The sequence below is a fragment of the Iodobacter fluviatilis genome (assembly GCF_900451195.1).
GTDB classification, from domain to species: domain Bacteria; phylum Pseudomonadota; class Gammaproteobacteria; order Burkholderiales; family Chitinibacteraceae; genus Iodobacter; species Iodobacter fluviatilis.
In genome coordinates this window covers 1-17,600 of the sequence record NZ_UGHR01000003.1, presented here as the reverse complement: position 1 = coordinate 17,600, position 17,600 = coordinate 1, and the positions used below count along the sequence as shown (strand labels likewise).

Sequence of the window (17,600 nt, the reverse complement as noted above, 5' to 3'; positions counted from 1 at the left end):
ATTATTCTGCATCTTCAAATGATGTGAGGCATAAAGCGCCGTTATTTTCGGCGACGCTGGCGGTAAACAATTTGCTCTTGCCAATATACACACTGGCTTTAGCTTGTAAGTTAATTGGCATAACCTCGCCAATTTTTAGCTTTAAAACATCATCTAAAGTCAGCGATTTCTCTGCCAGATGCGCATGGCATTTTATTTTTAATTGATCAAAGAAAGCGGTCTGGCTTTTGTTGTTGGCGCGTGGTTTTGCAACTAATTTCAGTAGTAAATCAAACAGGGCATGGTCCAGTACTAAACAGATATTGGCTTTCAGCTGATCAATCTGATCGATTATTTCGATTTCAATTTGCCATGCGGCTTCAGTCCTCAGACCACTGCACTCGCTGGCCTCCTGATTTAAAAACGCTAAAAACAGCTGGGCTATCTTATTGGCAAGATTGGTTTTTAATCGCTGTTCTGTGCTGGTTTCTTCACCATTTAAATCTTGCTCACTGATCGCAGCAGGCTGGGCTTTTGCTCCATAGCGATAATCCAGCGTACGCAGCAAAAATGAGCGCGACATTTCTACGGCTAATTGGCCAACACCCAAATCTATCCAGCTCACAGGATTGGCTTTACGGGCGGACTGGCTGATTTGAGTCACGCCCAGTGTGGCCCGGTAGGGGCGGTTGAATTCGCTTTTCAGAAACTGCTCTGTTTCTATTTTCAGCCGCTCGTTTAATCCCGCTAAAAGGTGCAGAGGGCGGCCTAAGCTGCTGTGATCCAGCACTTGAATTGCATTTTTTTCGTGAAGTACACGTTTTGTTTTTGCTATAGACACGCAGCTATATACCGATCAGGGAAAGAACCTAGAGGGAGGGGTGATTTGGCAAATCGCGCGTATTGTACTTCAACATTAGAATTTTATGATATGTTCATGTATCTGTTTTGCATGGTAAAAATTCACAGCTAACTATGCCTGTGTACTGCTGTTAGAATCCGCGCCCTGTAAGTGGTTTGTAAAAAATAATGGCGTAATTTTTTGGCCAACACGGGGTGCTTAAATGGTGAATGCAATTGCTTCGGCCTTAAAAACTGAGCAAACAAAAATGCTGGGCGAGATGGCCTCCATCTCAGGAAACAGCCTGCATTCGCCTGATGCTCATGGCCAAAATAATGGTGGTTTTATGGCGATCATGGCCGATGCCATTCGTGGCGTTGATGCCAAAGATCAAATGGCAGCGGCCAAAATGGCCGAGGTGGATAGCGGGGCCAGCAACGATTTAGTCGGCGCAATGCTGATGAGCCAGGAGGCGGGCTTATCGTTCTCAATGATGATGCAAGTGCGCAATAAGGTCATGGGTGCGGTTGATGATCTGATGAAAATGCCTTTGTAAAGGCAGCAGGAAAACATGTACGCACAATTAAAAGCTGGCTTTGAAACATTACGTTTAAAAAATAATGAGCGTAATCCTGCATCGTTTGTAAAAATGGTTTTGCCCATTACAGTATTGGCCATTGCAATCAGCGTATTGCTTATTCTGTATTTGTGGCATGACGATTCCAATTACAAACCGGTATTTGGTAATACAGAAAAAATTGCCGTAGCAGATATGATGACGGTGCTGGATGCGGAGCACATTAAATATCGCCTGCATCCGCAAAGTGGTCAGGTGCTGGTTGAAAACAGCGATTTAGGCCGCGTGCGTATGCTATTGGCGGCTAAAGGCGTGGTGGCTAAATTACCTGCCGGGCTTGAATTGCTCGATAAGAATGATCCATTAGGCGTCAGCCAGTTTGTACAGGATGTACGATTTCGCCGCGGGCTTGAGGGCGAATTAGTGCAAAGTATTCTGGCATTAGATCCCATTGCCAGCGCACGGGTGCATTTATCTATTGCCAGATCTTCTTCTTTTGTTGATTCGGGAATTGATAAAAGCTCTGCGTCGGTTATTGTTTCTTTAAAGCCAGGCCAGAAATTAAATCAGGAACAAATAGCCGCGATTGTTAATCTGGTAGCTGGCAGTGTATCCAGCCTTAGCCCGCGGAAAGTGACGCTGGTGGATGAAGCGGGCAGTCTTTTATCTGCGCGCCTAGATACGGCTGCCAGCGGTTTTTCGGCGAATGAAAACGACAGCGCCAGCCGCTACCGTGAACAAACCCTGAGCAGCATCCGTGATTTGCTTGATCCGGTATTAGGGGCGGATAACTTCAAGGTGAGCGTCACCGCCGATGTAGATAACGACCAGGTAGAAGAGACACGAGAGCAATACGGTGAGGCGCCGAAAATCACCAGCGAGGCCAGCCGTGATGAACAAACCAGCGAAAAAAGTGCGATTGGTATTCCCGGCTCCTTAAGCAATCGACCGGTTAATGCTGATCCAGCCAAGCCTGAAACTGACGATAGCCGCTTTAAGAAAAATGCGATGACTCGCCAGTACGCTTACGATAAAAGTATTACCAGCACAAAAAAAGCCCGTGGTGCACTGCGTCGTCTCAATGTGGCGGTGGTTTTGAGTAATGCGGCTGCTCCTTCTGCCAAGGCGGGCTGGACGCCCGCGCAAATTGCCAATATTGAAAAGATCTTACGCAATGGTTTGGGCATTAATAGCGAGCGGGGCGATCAGTTAATGGTTTCTACCCTGCCGTTTACGGCTCGTCCGGTTGCCACGCCTTGGTGGCTGGAACGCAGCACCATTTATGATGCGATTGGTTTGTTCGCTTATGCGCTGGGATTGCTGCTGGCGTTTTTATTCTTGGTGCGCCCTGCTTTTAAGCTGCTTAAAGAATGGATAGGAAAACCTGCCGCGCCACTGGGCCTAGCTGCTCCGCCTGCCGAGCTAGATATCACGCCTGAAAACGCGGCAGAGCCCGCTGTTGCGGCTGGCTATTCCAAATCTGCGAAGCCTATGCCGGTGGTGCCTTTGCTAGAGAATTACGATCTTCCTCCGGCGGGTTCTTCGGTGGACGTACTGGTTGATCATTTGAAAGAGCTGGCTGCCAAAGAGCCGGAACGCGTTGCCGAAGTCGTTAAACAGTGGGTACAAAAAGATGGACGCAATCAATAATCAGGCCGAAACCGCGCTGACTCCGGTAGAGCAGGCGGCCATTGTTTTATTGAGCATGGGCGAAGAGCCTGCTGCCAATGTGCTGCGCTGCCTAGGGCGTGAGGAATTGCTGGCCGTCACGCAGGTGATGTCGCGCATGAGTGGCATTAAGGTTGATACGGTAAAGGTATCGATTCAGAAATTTTTTGACGAGTACCGCGAGCAAAGCGGCGTGCATGGCGCATCGCGCTCTTTTTTGCAGCGTTCTTTGGATCTGGCCTTAGGCGGCGATATTGCCAATAGTGTGCTCAACAGCATTTATGGCGATGAAATCCGCCCAAAGATGGCCCGCTTGCAATGGGTTTCCCCGCAGTGGCTGGCCGATAGAATTGCACACGAGCATGTGCGTATGCAGGCCGTTTTCCTGGCTTTCCTGCCGCCGCATTTAGCGGGCTAGGTCGTTGAAGCGCTGCCGGTTGCCACACAAGATCATGTACTGGTGGGGATTGCCCGGCTGAAAGAAGTGGATCGGGAATTATTGCTTGAGCTGGATGAGCTGGTGAATCGCTGCTTGGATAATCTGCACACCCAGAGCACTGAAGTGGCAGGTATGCAGCAAACCGCCGACATCATTAACCGCTATTCGGGCAATAAGCAGCAAATGATCGAGCTGCTCCGTGCCCATGATGCTGATCTGGTCGCAGAAATCGAAAGCCGTATGTATGACTTCTTTATCTTGTCGCGCCAGACCGAAACCGCGCTGATGCGGATTGTGGAAGATGTGGCGCTGGAGCAGTGGGCAATTGCACTGAAAGGTGCGGAGCCGGAAGTGCGCCAGGCGATTACCCAAACCATGCCACGCCGTCAGGCACAAAGTTTCGAAGATATGATGCGCCGCTCTGGCCCCGTGCCGCTGAGCCGTGTTGAGGAAGTTCGCAAGGAAATCATGACTATCGTGCGTGAATTAGCCAGCACGGGTGAAATTGATTTACAACTTTTCCCTGAGGCGGTGGTCGAGTGAAATCGGTTCGCCCTCATCGTTTTCCTTCTTTGCAGCGCTTACAGGTAGCGCAGTCTGCCCAAGCGGGTGAAGCTGCGCCCTTATCAGCCGAGGCTTATCAGCAGGGCTGGGATAGCGGCCATAGCGATGGTCATGCCGAGGGCTTAATCAGTGGCGGGGCGGCTGGTTTTGCCGAAGGCCACGCGGCGGGGCTGGCTCAGGGCGAAGCTGAGGCAAGGCTGGCAGCGACAGCGCGTTTTGATGAAAAAGCTGCCCTGATGGAGCAGCTACTGCAACAGGTGCAGCGGGCTAGCGATGATTACCAGCTGGCCTTGCGCCAAGAAGTGGTCGATTTGGTGGCCAAGGTCGCAAGGCAGGTGATTCGCTGCGAGCTGACTTTGCAACCGGTGCAATTGCTGGCCTTGGTCGATGAAACGCTGGCAGCAACGTCGCAAACTAATACCTCGGTTGCCGTGCATTTAAATGCTGAAGAATGCCAGCGCGTGATTGAGCTGGCCCCGGAGCGAGTCGCACGCTGGCAGCTGGTGGCCGACCCTCATCTTGCTCCTGGCGAGTGCCGGATTCACAGCGCAGAAATGGAAGCTGATGCGGGTTGTATGCAGCGTTTGGATCTGTGTATGGATCAATTGCAAGAGCAGCTGGTGCAGGTTGCCGAATGAGTGTGATTGGTGACGCGCTGCGCCGCTTGGATTTAAACGACGTTCCCGTTGCCACTATGACCGGACGCTTGATTGGCGTGACCGGCATTTTATTAGAAAGCATTGGCTGCCCTTTAGAGACGGGCCAGCGCTGCCTGATTGAAACTTCATCAGGCGAATGGATACAGGCGCAGATGGTGGGCTTTCGGCGCGAAGTTTCTTTTCTTATGCCTTTCAAAAAGCCAGTCGGCTTGCAAACGGGCGCCAGAGTGCAGGCCGCGCCGCAGGCCAGTTCCTTAATGATTGGTGAGTCTTGGCTGGGCCGGATTGTGAATGGCTTGGGCGAGCCGATGGACGATCTTGGCCCGCTAGGCGGAGACAAACCTCTCGCCGCCGCGCCGCCCAAAATTAATCCGCTGCGTAAACAGCCGGTGGTCGAGCCGCTGGATATCGGCGTGCGTGCCATTAATGGCTTGCTGTCCTTAGGCAAGGGCCAGCGTGTTGGCTTGTTTGCCGGTAGTGGCGTGGGTAAAAGCGTGCTGCTGGGCATGATTACCCGTAATACCTCGGCCGATATCGTCGTCGTTGGCCTGATCGGTGAGCGTGGCCGTGAAGTGCGTGAGTTTGTGGATCACTCGCTCGGAGCAGAAGGCTTGGCCAAAGCTGTGCTGGTGGTGGCTCCGGCCGATGAATCGCCGCTGATGCGTTTGAACGCCACCGAGCTATGCCACAGCATTGCCGCGCATTATCGCGATCAAGGCCATCGTGTTTTGCTGCTGGTAGATTCGCTCACCCGCTACGCCATGGCGCAGCGCGAAGTGGCTTTGGCGCTGGGCGAGCCACCTGCAACCCGAGGTTATCCGCCATCGGTGTTCGGGCTGTTGCCTAATCTGGCCGAAAGCGCAGGCAATGGTGAAAACCCGCAGGGCAGTATGACGGCCATTTATACCGTACTGGCCGAAGGGGACGATCAGCAAGACCCAGTGGTGGATACCGCCAGAGCCATTTTAGATGGCCATATTGTGTTATCGCGCCAGTTGGCCGAGCGCGGGCATTTCCCCGCCATTGATATTGCCCAGTCGGTCAGCCGCTGTATGAGTCAGATCAGTAGCAGCGAGCATAACGCTGTATCGCGGCAGATTAAGGCGCTGTTATCCCGCTACCGCGAAGTGCGTGATCTGATTCCCTTGGGCGCTTATGTGCCTGGCATCGATGCGGAAACCGATAGAGCGGTGCGTTTATTTCCACGTATCGAAGCCTATTTACAGCAGGCCGTGCATGAGGCCGCTCCGCTGGCAGATTCACTGGCCGATTTAAAGGCGCTACTGCAATGAGTACCCCCCAAGCCGTGCAGCGCTTAGAGCTGATGTTACGTTTACGCCAAAGCGATGTGGATAAGCAAGAAACCGTGGTGCGAGATAAGCACCAGCTGACGCAGCGCTATCAAAAAAACATCAGCCGTATGGAATCGCTTTGCCAGCACTTGGGCGCAAGCGCTGTGCCACATCCCGCTTTGGCGATCAATGCTGGCGCATTTAAACATTCCTTGCTGAATTTAATCTCCCTGCAAAAACAAGACTTAGCCTTGGGTGATGCCGATTTGGCGGTGGCGCGTAAAGATTTATTAGCGGCCGTATCGCGCCGTGAAGTGATGGATAAATTAGGCGCAGCAGAGCGTATGGCACTGCAAATGCAGCGCGAGCGGGCCTTGCAAAAACAATCGGATGAAACGGCTACACAGGCATATTTGCGTAGAAGGGCTGATGCCTAGGCATGATTTGAGCGTACTTGTTCCCCCCTTTGAAAAAGGGGGGCTAGGGGGGATTTTGCTCTGTATCTTTTGATAAAAAGGCGCGAAGCAAAGCTAATTCAAAGGCAAATCCCCCTCATTCCCCCTTTTACAAAGGGGGAGGCTGAAGCGTCGTCTCTGTGGTTCAAGATTTGGGCTTTTGAAGGCGTAATTATTTACATTTTGTAATGGCAAGGCTTTGGTCGCCTTGTTTAATTAGAATCCTCTAATTTGCTTTTACGGAAAAAACGCCATGGCAGAAATTAATCCCCAGCAGCTGGCCAGCCAAGTTGCCAGCTACGCAGTACAGCAGGCGCAAAGCCGTAATGACACGCGGACCAAAGAGAATAAAGCCCGTTCTGATGCCTTGGTACAGCTGCAAAAAACACTGCAGGATTTTAAAAACACGCTGGGTGGTTTAAGCGGTAAAAAGTCTGTCTTGGCCCATGCTGCGGCTTTGAGCCAGGAAGGGATTGCTACGGTAACGGCCGGTGCTAAGGCGCAGGATGGTAATTACTCGCTGTTTGTTAAACAAGTGGCTACGGCAGAGCAGCAGGCCTTTGCCCGTCTCGATGCAATGACTGTGGCCGCTGGCGACAAGCTTAATATCAAAGTGGGCGCAGCGACGATTGCCATTGATTTGGCCAGCGCAGATAAAGATGCTGACGGTAAGTTATCGCTCACCGAATTGGCGCGCAGCATCAATCAATCTAAAGACAGCTCAGGCAAAGTAAGCGCCATGGTGCTGACGGCCAATGGCCAGTCACAATTGGTGCTGACTTCCAGCCAAACTGGCGAAGCCAATACTTTGCAAGTGAGCGGTAGTGGCGCAGGCGTCGAGGCGGCTTTGGCACTTGAAGCACCCAAGGTTTTATCTAAGGCGCAAGATGCCTTGGTGTTTTTGGGGGACGAAAACACCGGTGTGCCAATCAAGCAGGCATCGAATACGTTTACCGGTATCGAAGGCGTAACAGTAAATTTAAACCGCGCCATGAAAAGCGGTGATCCGGCATTAAAGCTTACCGTTAGCACGAGTAATAACGATACCGCAGCTAATTTACAGACCTTTATCGATGGCTTTAATACTGCGAAAAAGTCCTTAAGCGCCATGCTGGCCAATGCCAAAAACGATAAAAATGACAGCGGTAAGCGGGATGCGGGCGGTGCATTTGCATCTGACTCAGGCATTCGCGCGCTGCGGGATAAATTAAACGGTTTGGTCAGGCAAAGCTTTGACGGCGTGCGCCTGATGGACTTTGGCGTAAAAACCGATCGCGACGGCAATCTATCGCTTGATCGCACCAAGCTCGATAAAGCGCTGATTGAAAACCCAGCAGGGCTGGAGAAGATTTTTAACTCCAGCACTGGCACTGATTTGATTAAAGAAAATAACGATTACCTTGGCAAATGGTTGAACGCCAGCAATGGCTTATTAAAAACTCGCAAGGAATCAGTTTCTAAAGCGGCGGGCGATTTAAGCGCTCAGGCCGATAAGATTTCTAAGCAATACGATCAGGCTTATCAGCGTGCTTTAAAGCAATTTACCCAGCTTAAGCAGCTGCAAGCGCAAATGAGTGAAACATCCAGCATGTTCGACAGCATGTCGTTTGTTTAGTGGTTGAGCTACGGGCGTGCCCAAGCGGGTTGGCCCGGATACATGCAGGCAAAATGAGGTTGTAATGGATTACGAAGCGTATAGCAGTTATCACTCGGTGAATTTGGAAGCACAGACTTCCAATGCCTCGCCAGTGCAATTGGTTTTGGTGTTATTTGATGGCCTTTTGGAAGAGCTCGCTCGTGCCAAAGCGCATATGGAACACAAGCGTTTTGAGCAGAAGGGCGAGAGCATTAATAAGTGCATCGATATATTAAATGGCTTATCCAGCGCACTCGATTTTGATCAGGGCGGTGAAGTGGTCACCAATCTGGCGCGTTTATACGATTTTTGCGTTTATCGTCTTTACAGCGCCAGCAGCCAGCTGGATGTGGCAGGCGTTACCGAAGTGGAACAATTATTAGGCACCTTGCGTGGTGGTTGGCTGGGTGTGCGTGATGCCAAGGCTTAAAGCAATGAGTGCCAAAATGGCCGAAATGCAGGGCGCTTTGGCTGAGCAGGATTGGGATCGGTTACTGATCCTAGACGCACAATTTGCCGCCTTGCTGGCAGGCCATGCCTGGAATGAACAAGAGCAGCAAGCCTTAAAAAATGTACGCCGTGCTTATGTCACGATGCAGGAGGCCTGCCGTTTGGCAACGGTAGAGCTGGCAGATAAATTGGCGCAGTTTGCTGGGCAGCGCGATGCCAGCCTTGCTTATGCGGCGCAGGCATTATGAATCTGCTCGCAAGCATGATGCCCCACCCTGCTGATTTGAATCTTCCCGCCATCAATACACCGCCGCTTGACCCACTGTTGGCGATGTTATTTAGCGGTGAAATGCAGGACTGCGCCACCCCAGTGGCGGAGAGCGAAGCCGTGGCGACGAAAGATGAAAAAGATATAAGTGAGCAGCCCACAGACGTTGCTCTCTTGAGCATGCCTGCTTTTTTCGCGCCCATTATTCCTAAGATACCGGGGCCGCAAATATCCGCAGCTGAAGCAGACATGATTGCGGAGCCGTTTATTGCACCTCAGCAGCCTGTCGTGGTCAGCTCTCCGCCTCTAACGATATCTCATCAAGAAGCCGATGCGCCTCTGCTTAAAGCCGAGCCTGTGCTCGCGAATGATGCGCCGGATCAGCCGGCCGCCATTCGCCCGTTTGAATTAAATACCATGGCAGCCGGCAGTATGCCGCAAGCCAAGCCTTCAGAATGGGCCCCCATTAAGTTAGAGCCCACTCAGCCCGCCAGCTGGTCTCGTCATTTAGAAACCGCATTGAAAGATCGCCTTGATGTGCAGCTTGGGCATGGGATTGAGCGTGCGGTGATTAAATTATCCCCGCCTATGCTCGGCTCATTAGAAATCAGCATTAAGCATGAGGCGGGTGCTTTATCGGTGCAATTGCACGCCAGCAATAGCGATGTCACCAAGCAGCTGCATGCAATTACTGAGCAGATGCGTACTGATTTAAGCCAAAAGGAATATAGCAGCGTGGCGGTTGACGTGAGAGATCCATCGGCAAGCAAAGACGGATCTCCCAAAAAACAGGCGGCTGAATCGGATGAGGTCGGTCAGGCTTTGGCAGAATTAGGCGAAGAAACGAGTGAGTTTGGCTCCATTCTGGCGCGCATTTAACCGATCTGGAAATCACATGTCTAAGAATATTATTTTTATTGTTTTAGGTTTATTAGTTGCTGCCGGAGTGGGCGGCGGAGCGGCTTATTATTTTAAGCAAGACAGCGCGCCTAAGGTAGCCAAAGCCGAATCCGTTGAATATAAATTTGCCTCGGTGGATAAGATCATTGTCATGCTGCGTAATGATGATGGCAGCTCTTTATCTACCCACTATATTGCGGTGGATCTGGTGTTCAGAACCAGCAAGGAAAAAGAAGCTGAGATTAAAAATCATCTGCCTTTTTTAAAGAGCACCGCCGTGAAGGTCTTGTCTCATCTTAATCTGACCATGGCCAATAAAATGACCATCGAGGATTATCACGCGCTCTTAAATAAAGAGTTCTCTGCTGCCTATAAAGGCGTTGCATCAGATAAGCCTTTTTCTGATGTGATGGTCAGCAAATTGATTGTTGAGTAAATCGTGGATCTTGCCGACGCTTACGTTCATAGCGCTTTAGACAGCAAGCAAGAAGCCGCTCAGCTGGCAGCCTATATGCCGCTGCTCAATCGTGTGCTCCGGCAGTTGGTAACGCAGGTGGGCGCTGTGCTGGATCGTGAAGATATGGAGCAGATTGGTCTGATGGCCCTGCTCGATTCATTGCGCCGCTATGGCACACCCGATGATCAGTTTGTGGGTTTTGCTCTGCTGCGGATGCGTGGCGCTATTTTGGATGAGCTTAGGCGCTTAGATTGGCGGCCGCGCTCGGTCAGGCAAAGCGCGCATCGTATTCGGGATGAGATCCGCGCCTTAAGGAAAAAACTAGGCAGGGAGCCAAGCGAGGCGGATGCCATCGCAGGTTTGAATATCTCCGCCAAAGAATACCGTGATTATCAAATGGCCGAAAATGCTGAAGTGCTGGCGAGCTTTGATGATTTGCTCAGCGAGGGTGTGCACGAAGCAGGTGGGGCAGAGTCACCGGAAAATGGCGTGATTAATCGCCTGAGCCTAGCTCGGGCTTTGTCTGGTTTAGATGAAAAAGAGCAGCGTGTTATCCAGATGTATTACGAGTTTGAGCTGAATTTAAAAGAAATTGCTCTGGTGCTGGATTTAACCGAAGCGCGGGTTTGCCAGATTAATAAATCGGCAATTAAGAAAATGAAAACCGCCCTAGGTGGGGCTTAATATAAAGTTGGAATGAAGCATGCAGCTGTTTTTAGGTATCGGCATCGTCATGATGTGTGTGTTTGGTGGTTTTTTTATGATTGGGGGGACTTTCCACCTGATCTGGCAGCCGGTTGAGCTACTGATCATTATTGGCGCAGGCTTTGGTGCCTTGGTGCTGGGCAACCCTAAGCATGTGCTGGCAGAAATGCTGGGGCAAATCCGCCGTGTGGTGTTGGGTAAAAAGCAGGGGCCGGATTTTCAGCGCCAATTATTATTGCTGATGTATGAGCTTTTGATTACCGCTGGCCAGGGCTTAAAAGCGCTGGATCAACACGTTGAATCGCCAAGAGAGAGCGCCTTGTTTCAGCGCTATCCACTGGTCTTAGAGCAACCAAAGCTACTTGCCTTTATTGTGGATAACTTCCGCCTGATGGCGATGGGCAAAATCAATGCGCACGAATTAGAGGGCGTATTAGAGCAAGAATTAGAAGCGATTCACGAAGAGCTGAATCAGCCGTCCAAATCCTTGCATAAAATCTCTGAAGGCATGCCCGGTTTTGGTATTTTGGCTGCGGTGCTGGGTATTGTGATGACCATGCACACCATTAGCGAAGGCGCTGAAGTGGCTGAAATCAGCGAGCGTGTGGGGGCGGCAATGGTGGGAACATTTATCGGGATTTTTCTCTGCTACGGCGTGCTTGATCCGCTGTGCAATATGATGCACCAGCTGGTGAAGGAAGAGCTGTCTAATCTGGAATGCGTAAAAGTGGTGCTTGTGACACACGTATCAGGCAAGCCGCCTTTATTGGCAATCGATGCCGGGCGTCGTTTGGTGCAGCTGAATATTAAGCCTAGCTTTTCTCAGCTTGAAACGTGGATCAACACGTTAGAGGGAACGGCTTAATTGAGTAATAAAAACAATAAGCACGAAGAAACAATTATTCGTAAGGTATCACGCAAGCAAAGTGCTGAAGCGCATGGCGGGGCGTGGAAAGTCGCTTTTGCTGACTTCGTTCTGGCGCTGATGTGTTTGTTTCTGGTGTTATGGGTTTTATCCGCAAGGGATAAGGAAAGTCTGGAGCGCGTATTGCGTAACGGCGCAGGGCGCTCTTTAGCCAGCAATGGTAATCGTGAGTTGATTGATCATCAGGGCAATCCCAAGGGGAGTCTGATTCCGCGTGAGCCAATCATTGGCACTAATCAATCGGGTGCCATTCAATCGGCACAGGGGCAGGGCGGTGGTGCGCAAGCCTCTTTGCAATACTCTGATAATGCCTCGCCTAAAAAGCATTACGACACCCCGCGAGATATGCAGGAGCTGGCGCAAACGTTTGTTCAGCTATTTAAAGAAGCTGGGCTTTCAGAAAACATTCAAACCATTATCACCCCATATGGTCTGCGCATCATGCTGCACGATACTGATAAGCAGGGCATGTTTGAGCGCGGCAGCCAAGTGCCTGGCGAGCGCTTTAGGCGATTACTGCTCAAAATGGGCGCCATTTTTTCCCGCATTGATCACCAACTCCTCGTGATTGGGCATACAGATTCAATGCAATATAAGAATGCCAATTACGCAGCGTTCTCTAATTGGAGCTTATCCAGCAACCGGGCGATGGCAGCTAGAGTCGGCCTCTTAGAAGGCGGCATGCCCGTAGAAAATATCTTGCAAGTCGTCGGCATGGCCGATCGCGCGCCATACGACGTTCAAAACCCATTGGCCGCATCAAATCGACGAATCGAGCTATTAGTGCTGACTCAGGATCAAGCCACAGAAATGGCCGCCATGTTTGGTATGCCCAATGGTGGCAAGAATGAAATCAGCGTTGATCAGCTGAATGCATCACTGGAAAAGCCCAAAGCAGTGCCATAACTATATATATGCAGATTTATGAGCTTGAATTTTGCTGGTTAACTCAATAAATGATCGAAATCAGCAGGTTTTCTGAGAGGGTTTGAATATTGGAGCGGCACTGCTCTGTGGCTTTACGCTGTGGCTGCAAAAAAGAAACAAAATGGATTTTATTTAAATCAACAACTTAGCGACTTGCTTCGTTTTATTTTGCTCAGGGTGTTGACCGAATAGGGTCCCGCCGGTATAGTTCGGCCTCTCGCTGCAGCACACACGGAAACACAGTGATGCAGATAGCGAGAACGATCTTTAAAAAAATACAGTCGATGAGTGTGAGTGCTTGATTCGGAAGCGAAACAAGTGCTTACATGAGTAAGGAGTGACCAGCGATGGTTGCTCTGAATAAAGTAAGCCAGTAAGTACTAGCTTAGTGATTAAACTAAAGAGTTTGATCCTGGCTCAGATTGAACGCTGGCGGCATGCTTTACACATGCAAGTCGAACGGTAACAGGGTGCTTGCACCGCTGACGAGTGGCGAACGGGTGAGTAATATATCGGAACGTACCTAGTAATGGGGGATAACTATCCGAAAGGATAGCTAATACCGCATACGCCCTGAGGGGGAAAGAGGGGGATCGCAAGACCTCTCGTTATTAGAGCGGCCGATATCAGATTAGCTAGTTGGTGAGGTAAAGGCTCACCAAGGCCACGATCTGTAGCGGGTCTTAGAGGACGATCCGCCACACTGGAACTGAGACACGGTCCAGACTCCTACGGGAGGCAGCAGTGGGGAATCTTGGACAATGGGCGCAAGCCTGATCCAGCAATGCCGCGTGCGTGAAGAAGGCCTTCGGGTTGTAAAGCGCTTTTGTTCGGGAGGAAATCCTAGTGGCTAATATCCATTGGGGATGACAGTACCGGAAGAATAAGGACCGGCTAACTACGTGCCAGCAGCCGCGGTAATACGTAGGGTCCAAGCGTTAATCGGAATTACTGGGCGTAAAGGGTGCGCAGGTGGTTGATTAAGTGTGATGTGAAAGCCCCGGGCTCAACCTGGGAATTGCATTGCAAACTGGTCAACTAGAGTATGGCAGAGGGGGGTGGAATTCCGCGTGTAGCAGTGAAATGCGTAGAGATGCGGAGGAACACCGATGGCGAAGGCAACCCCCTGGGCTAATACTGACACTCATGCACGAAAGCGTGGGGAGCAAACAGGATTAGATACCCTGGTAGTCCACGCCCTAAACGATGTCTACTAGTTGTTGGGGAATTCGTTCCTTAGTAACGCAGCTAACGCGTGAAGTAGACCGCCTGGGGAGTACGGCCGCAAGGCTAAAACTCAAAGGAATTGACGGGGGCCCGCACAAGCGGTGGATGATGTGGATTAATTCGATGCAACGCGAAAAACCTTACCTAGCCTTGACATGGTTGGAATCCCTGAGAGATTGGGGAGTGCCGCAAGGAACCAATACACAGGTGCTGCATGGCTGTCGTCAGCTCGTGTCGTGAGATGTTGGGTTAAGTCCCGCAACGAGCGCAACCCTTGTCCTTAGTTGCTACCATTTAGTTGGGCACTTTAAGGAGACTGCCGGTGACAAACCGGAGGAAGGTGGGGATGACGTCAAGTCCTCATGGCCCTTATGGCTAGGGCTTCACACGTCATACAATGGTCGGTACAGAGGGTTGCCAAGCCGCGAGGTGGAGCTAATCTCATAAAACCGATCGTAGTCCGGATTGGAGTCTGCAACTCGACTCCATGAAGTCGGAATCGCTAGTAATCGCGGATCAGCATGTCGCGGTGAATACGTTCCCGGGCCTTGTACACACCGCCCGTCACACCATGGGAATGGGTTTCACCAGAAGTAGGTAGGCTAACCGTAAGGAGGCCGCTTACCACGGTGGGATTCATGACTGGGGTGAAGTCGTAACAAGGTAGCCGTAGGGGAACCTGCGGCTGGATCACCTCCTTTCAAGAGAAGACTTTTGGATTGAGTACTCACACTCATCGACTGTAGGTTTAGGGATTGTTGATTAGGATTCAGAATTGATGTGATTTAATAAAGTCACATTTATTCTGGTTTCTAAAATCAGCAAGACAGTAACTTGATCTTTAAAAAAATAGAAGAAGTAATACTCAAATTTAGAAATAAATAAGGGTAGATTGTATCAAAATCGATTGTTCGAAGTCAGAACTGAATAATCGATGTCGCAAACAAAGCGAAATCAGATACTTCGAATTGTATTAACTTTGTTGATACGTGTTTGAGGTTATAGGATCAAGCGACTAAGTGCATCTGGTGGATGCCTTGGCGATGATAGGCGAAGAAGGACGCGTTAGCCTGCGAAAAGCACGGGGGAGCTGGCAAATAAGCATTGATCCCGTGATATCCGAATGGGGAAACCCGGCCCTTTTGGGTCATCCATGACTGAATACATAGGTCATGAGAAGCGAACTCGGCGAACTGAAACATCTAAGTAGCCGAAGGAAAAGAAATCAACCGAGATTCCCAAAGTAGTGGCGAGCGAAATGGGAAGAGCCTGCATGTGATAAATCAAACTTTAGTGGAACAGTCTGGAAAGTCTGGCGACAGTGGGTGATAGCCCCGTACACGAAAAAGATTGGTTGGTACTAAGCATGCGACAAGTAGGGCGGGACACGAGAAATCCTGTTTGAAGATGGGGGGACCATCCTCCAAGGCTAAATACTCATCATCGACCGATAGTGAACCAGTACCGTGAGGGAAAGGCGAAAAGAACCCCGGGAGGGGAGTGAAATAGAACCTGAAACCGGATGCATACAAACAGTGGGAGCCCTTGCAAAATGGGGTGACTGCGTACCTTTTGTATAATGGGTCAGCGACTTACGTTCAGTAGCAAGCTTAACCGAGTAGGGGAGGCGTAGGGAAACCGAGTCCGAATAGGGCGCATAGTTGCTGGGCGTAGACCCGAAACCAAGTGATCTATCCATGGCCAGGATGAAGGTGCGGTAACACGCACTGGAGGTCCGAACCCACTAATGTTGCAAAATTAGGGGATGAGCTGTGGATAGGGGTGAAAGGCTAAACAAACTTGGAAATAGCTGGTTCTCCTCGAAAACTATTTAGGTAGTGCCTCATGTATCACTGACGGGGGTAAAGCACTGTTATGGCTAGGGGGTCATCGCGACTTACCAAACCATGGCAAACTCTGAATACCGTCAAGTGCGAGCATGGGAGACAGACTGTGGGTGCTAACGTCCATGGTCAAGAGGGAAACAACCCAGATCGCCGTCTAAGGTCCCAAATAATCAGTTAAGTGGAAAACGAGGTGGGAAGGCATAGACAGCCAGGATGTTGGCTTAGAAGCAGCCATCATTTAAAGAAAGCGTAATAGCTCACTGGTCGAGTCGTCCTGCGCGGAAGATGTAACGGGGCTCAAACTGATAACCGAAGACGCGAATATGCACGATGTGCATATGGTAGAGGAGCGTTCCGTAGGCCTGCGAAGGTGTCTTGAGAAGGATGCTGGAGGTATCGGAAGTGCGAATGCTGACATGAGTAGCGATAATGCGGGTGAAAAGCCCGCACACCGAAAACCCAAGGTTTCCTGCGCAACGTTCATCGGCGCAGGGTGAGTCGGCCCCTAAGGCGAGGCAGAAATGCGTAGTCGATGGACAACGGGTTAATATTCCCGTACCGATATAAAGTGCGATGGGGGGACGGAGAAAGGTAGGTCAGCCCACTGTTGGAATAGTGGGTTTAAGCGAGTAGGCGTGTGGCTTAGGCAAATCCGGGCTGCTTTAACGCTGAGACGTGACGACGAAGTCTTCGGACTGAAGTGATTGATCCTATGCTTCCAAGAAAAGCCTCTAAGCTTCAGCTTTATATTGACCGTACCGCAAACCGACACAGGTGGGTAGGAAGAGAATTCTAAGGTGCTTGAGAGAACTCAGGAGAAGGAACTCGGCAAATTATCACCGTAACTTCGGGAGAAGGTGAGCCCATATTAGGTGAAGGCCCTTGCGGCTGGAGCTGACATGGTCGCAGAGAAATGGGGGCTGCGACTGTTTATCAAAAACACAGCACTCTGCAAAGTCGAAAACGACGTATAGGGTGTGACGCCTGCCCGGTGCTGGAAGATTAAATGATGGGGTGCAAGCTCTTGACTGAAGTCCCAGTAAACGGCGGCCGTAACTATAACGGTCCTAAGGTAGCGAAATTCCTTGTCGGGTAAGTTCCGACCCGCACGAATGGCGTAACGATGGCCCTACTGTCTCCTCCTGAGACTCAGCGAAGTTGAAATGTTTGTGAAGATGCAATCTCCCCGCTGCTAGACGGAAAGACCCGTGAACCTTTACTGTAGCTTTGGCATTGGACTTTGAAGTGGTTTGTGTAGGATAGGTGGGAGACATTGAAGCATGGACGCTAGTCTGTGTGGAGTCGTCCTTGAAATACCACCTGACCCCTTTGAGGTTCTAACCTTGGTCCGTTATCCGGATCGGGGACCGTGCATGGTAGGCAGTTTGACTGGGGCGGTCTCCTCCCAATTGTAACGGAGGAGCTCGAAGGTCGCCTAGGTACGGTCGGACATCGTACTGATAGTGTAATGGCATAAGGCGGCTTAACTGCGAGACAGACAAGTCGAGCAGGTGCGAAAGCAGGACATAGTGATCCGGTGGTTCTGAATGGAAGGGCCATCGCTCAACGGATAAAAGGTACTCGGGGATAACAGGCTGATTCCGCCCAAGAGTTCACATCGACGGCGGAGTTTGGCACCTCGATGTCGGCTCATCACATCCTGGGGCTGTAGCCGGTCCCAAGGGTATGGCTGTTCGCCATTTAAAGTGGTACGTGAGCTGGGTTCAAAACGTCGTGAGACAGTTTGGTCCCTATCTGCAGTGGGCGTTGGAAATTTGAGGGGG

16 protein-coding genes and 2 rRNA genes are annotated in these 17,600 nt (G+C 50.7%); 17 read left to right on the top strand and 1 reads right to left on the bottom strand.

Annotated elements, in window-relative coordinates; all coding sequences use genetic code 11:
- Position 1: 1 nt before the first annotated feature.
- Positions 2-820 (bottom strand): FliM/FliN family flagellar motor switch protein, encoded by an 819-nt coding sequence (locus DYD62_RS15400; protein ID WP_132038675.1) that lies wholly within the window; start codon positions 818-820, stop codon positions 2-4.
- A gap of 223 nt (positions 821-1,043) precedes the next feature.
- Here DYD62_RS15400 and fliE point away from each other — a divergent pair, with 223 nt between their 5' ends.
- The 17 genes from fliE to DYD62_RS15320 all read left to right on the top strand — a co-directional run.
- Entirely contained in the window at positions 1,044-1,376 is a 333-nt protein-coding gene (gene fliE, locus DYD62_RS15395) for a flagellar hook-basal body complex protein FliE (protein WP_172476517.1), read from the top strand.
- Between the two features lie 15 nt (positions 1,377-1,391).
- On the top strand, positions 1,392-3,047 hold the full coding sequence (gene fliF, locus DYD62_RS15390) for a flagellar basal-body MS-ring/collar protein FliF (RefSeq protein ID WP_115228340.1): 1,656 nt from the start codon (positions 1,392-1,394) through the stop codon (positions 3,045-3,047).
- Entirely contained in the window at positions 3,031-3,483 is a 453-nt protein-coding gene (locus tag DYD62_RS24245) for a hypothetical protein (protein ID WP_267896132.1), read from the top strand. Before fliF ends, DYD62_RS24245 begins: the two co-directional genes overlap by 17 nt.
- 42 nt (positions 3,484-3,525) lie before the next feature.
- Positions 3,526-4,047 (top strand): FliG C-terminal domain-containing protein, encoded by a 522-nt coding sequence (locus DYD62_RS24240; protein ID WP_267896131.1) that lies wholly within the window; start codon positions 3,526-3,528, stop codon positions 4,045-4,047.
- Positions 4,044-4,706, top strand: a complete 663-nt coding sequence (gene fliH / locus DYD62_RS15380; RefSeq protein ID WP_115228339.1) for a flagellar assembly protein FliH — start codon at positions 4,044-4,046, stop codon at positions 4,704-4,706. Before DYD62_RS24240 ends, fliH begins: the two co-directional genes overlap by 4 nt.
- Positions 4,703-6,019 (top strand): flagellar protein export ATPase FliI, encoded by a 1,317-nt coding sequence (gene fliI / locus DYD62_RS15375; RefSeq protein WP_172476516.1) that lies wholly within the window; start codon positions 4,703-4,705, stop codon positions 6,017-6,019. Before fliH ends, fliI begins: the two co-directional genes overlap by 4 nt.
- A complete protein-coding gene (locus DYD62_RS15370) occupies positions 6,016-6,456 on the top strand; it encodes a flagellar FliJ family protein (RefSeq protein ID WP_115228338.1) in 441 nt (146 codons plus the stop codon). Before fliI ends, DYD62_RS15370 begins: the two co-directional genes overlap by 4 nt.
- A gap of 271 nt (positions 6,457-6,727) precedes the next feature.
- Positions 6,728-8,089, top strand: coding sequence for a flagellar filament capping protein FliD (fliD, locus tag DYD62_RS15365; protein ID WP_115228337.1), 1,362 nt, complete (start codon positions 6,728-6,730; stop codon positions 8,087-8,089).
- A gap of 64 nt (positions 8,090-8,153) precedes the next feature.
- The gene (gene fliS, locus DYD62_RS15360) at positions 8,154-8,540 is read left to right on the top strand and encodes a flagellar export chaperone FliS (protein ID WP_115228336.1); all 387 of its coding nucleotides are present in this window, start codon (positions 8,154-8,156) and stop codon (positions 8,538-8,540) included.
- Between the two features lie 4 nt (positions 8,541-8,544).
- Complete coding sequence (locus DYD62_RS15355; RefSeq protein ID WP_115228335.1) at positions 8,545-8,808, top strand: hypothetical protein; 264 nt, start codon at positions 8,545-8,547, stop codon at positions 8,806-8,808.
- On the top strand, positions 8,805-9,707 hold the full coding sequence (locus DYD62_RS15350) for a flagellar hook-length control protein FliK (RefSeq protein WP_115228334.1): 903 nt from the start codon (positions 8,805-8,807) through the stop codon (positions 9,705-9,707). The genes DYD62_RS15355 and DYD62_RS15350 overlap by 4 nt, the downstream gene beginning before the upstream one ends.
- A 16-nt stretch (positions 9,708-9,723) precedes the next feature.
- Positions 9,724-10,164, top strand: a complete 441-nt coding sequence (locus DYD62_RS15345) for a flagellar basal body-associated FliL family protein (protein ID WP_115228333.1) — start codon at positions 9,724-9,726, stop codon at positions 10,162-10,164.
- A 3-nt stretch (positions 10,165-10,167) separates the two neighbouring features.
- The gene (gene fliA / locus DYD62_RS15340) at positions 10,168-10,869 is read left to right on the top strand and encodes an RNA polymerase sigma factor FliA (RefSeq protein WP_233702952.1); all 702 of its coding nucleotides are present in this window, start codon (positions 10,168-10,170) and stop codon (positions 10,867-10,869) included.
- A 19-nt stretch (positions 10,870-10,888) separates the two neighbouring features.
- Positions 10,889-11,755 (top strand): flagellar motor stator protein MotA, encoded by an 867-nt coding sequence (motA, locus tag DYD62_RS15335; RefSeq protein WP_115228332.1) that lies wholly within the window; start codon positions 10,889-10,891, stop codon positions 11,753-11,755.
- Entirely contained in the window at positions 11,756-12,721 is a 966-nt protein-coding gene (locus tag DYD62_RS15330; protein ID WP_115228331.1) for a flagellar motor protein MotB, read from the top strand.
- A gap of 415 nt (positions 12,722-13,136) precedes the next feature.
- Positions 13,137-14,670: ribosomal RNA gene (locus DYD62_RS15325) — 16S ribosomal RNA — on the top strand.
- A gap of 304 nt (positions 14,671-14,974) precedes the next feature.
- A 23S ribosomal RNA gene (locus tag DYD62_RS15320) occupies positions 14,975-17,600 on the top strand; the annotation flags it as partial.

Coding starts and splice junctions, on each gene's coding strand:
- motA (WP_115228332.1), top strand. CDS start 10,889: ATGCAGCTGTTTTTAGGTATCGGCATCGTCATGATGTGTGTGTTTGGT.
- DYD62_RS24245 (WP_267896132.1), top strand. CDS start 3,031: ATGGACGCAATCAATAATCAGGCCGAAACCGCGCTGACTCCGGTAGAG.
- fliD (WP_115228337.1), top strand. CDS start 6,728: ATGGCAGAAATTAATCCCCAGCAGCTGGCCAGCCAAGTTGCCAGCTAC.
- fliF (WP_115228340.1), top strand. CDS start 1,392: ATGTACGCACAATTAAAAGCTGGCTTTGAAACATTACGTTTAAAAAAT.
- fliS (WP_115228336.1), top strand. CDS start 8,154: ATGGATTACGAAGCGTATAGCAGTTATCACTCGGTGAATTTGGAAGCA.
- DYD62_RS15370 (WP_115228338.1), top strand. CDS start 6,016: ATGAGTACCCCCCAAGCCGTGCAGCGCTTAGAGCTGATGTTACGTTTA.
- DYD62_RS15345 (WP_115228333.1), top strand. CDS start 9,724: ATGTCTAAGAATATTATTTTTATTGTTTTAGGTTTATTAGTTGCTGCC.
- fliE (WP_172476517.1), top strand. CDS start 1,044: ATGGTGAATGCAATTGCTTCGGCCTTAAAAACTGAGCAAACAAAAATG.
- fliI (WP_172476516.1), top strand. CDS start 4,703: ATGAGTGTGATTGGTGACGCGCTGCGCCGCTTGGATTTAAACGACGTT.
- DYD62_RS15355 (WP_115228335.1), top strand. CDS start 8,545: ATGAGTGCCAAAATGGCCGAAATGCAGGGCGCTTTGGCTGAGCAGGAT.
- DYD62_RS15350 (WP_115228334.1), top strand. CDS start 8,805: ATGAATCTGCTCGCAAGCATGATGCCCCACCCTGCTGATTTGAATCTT.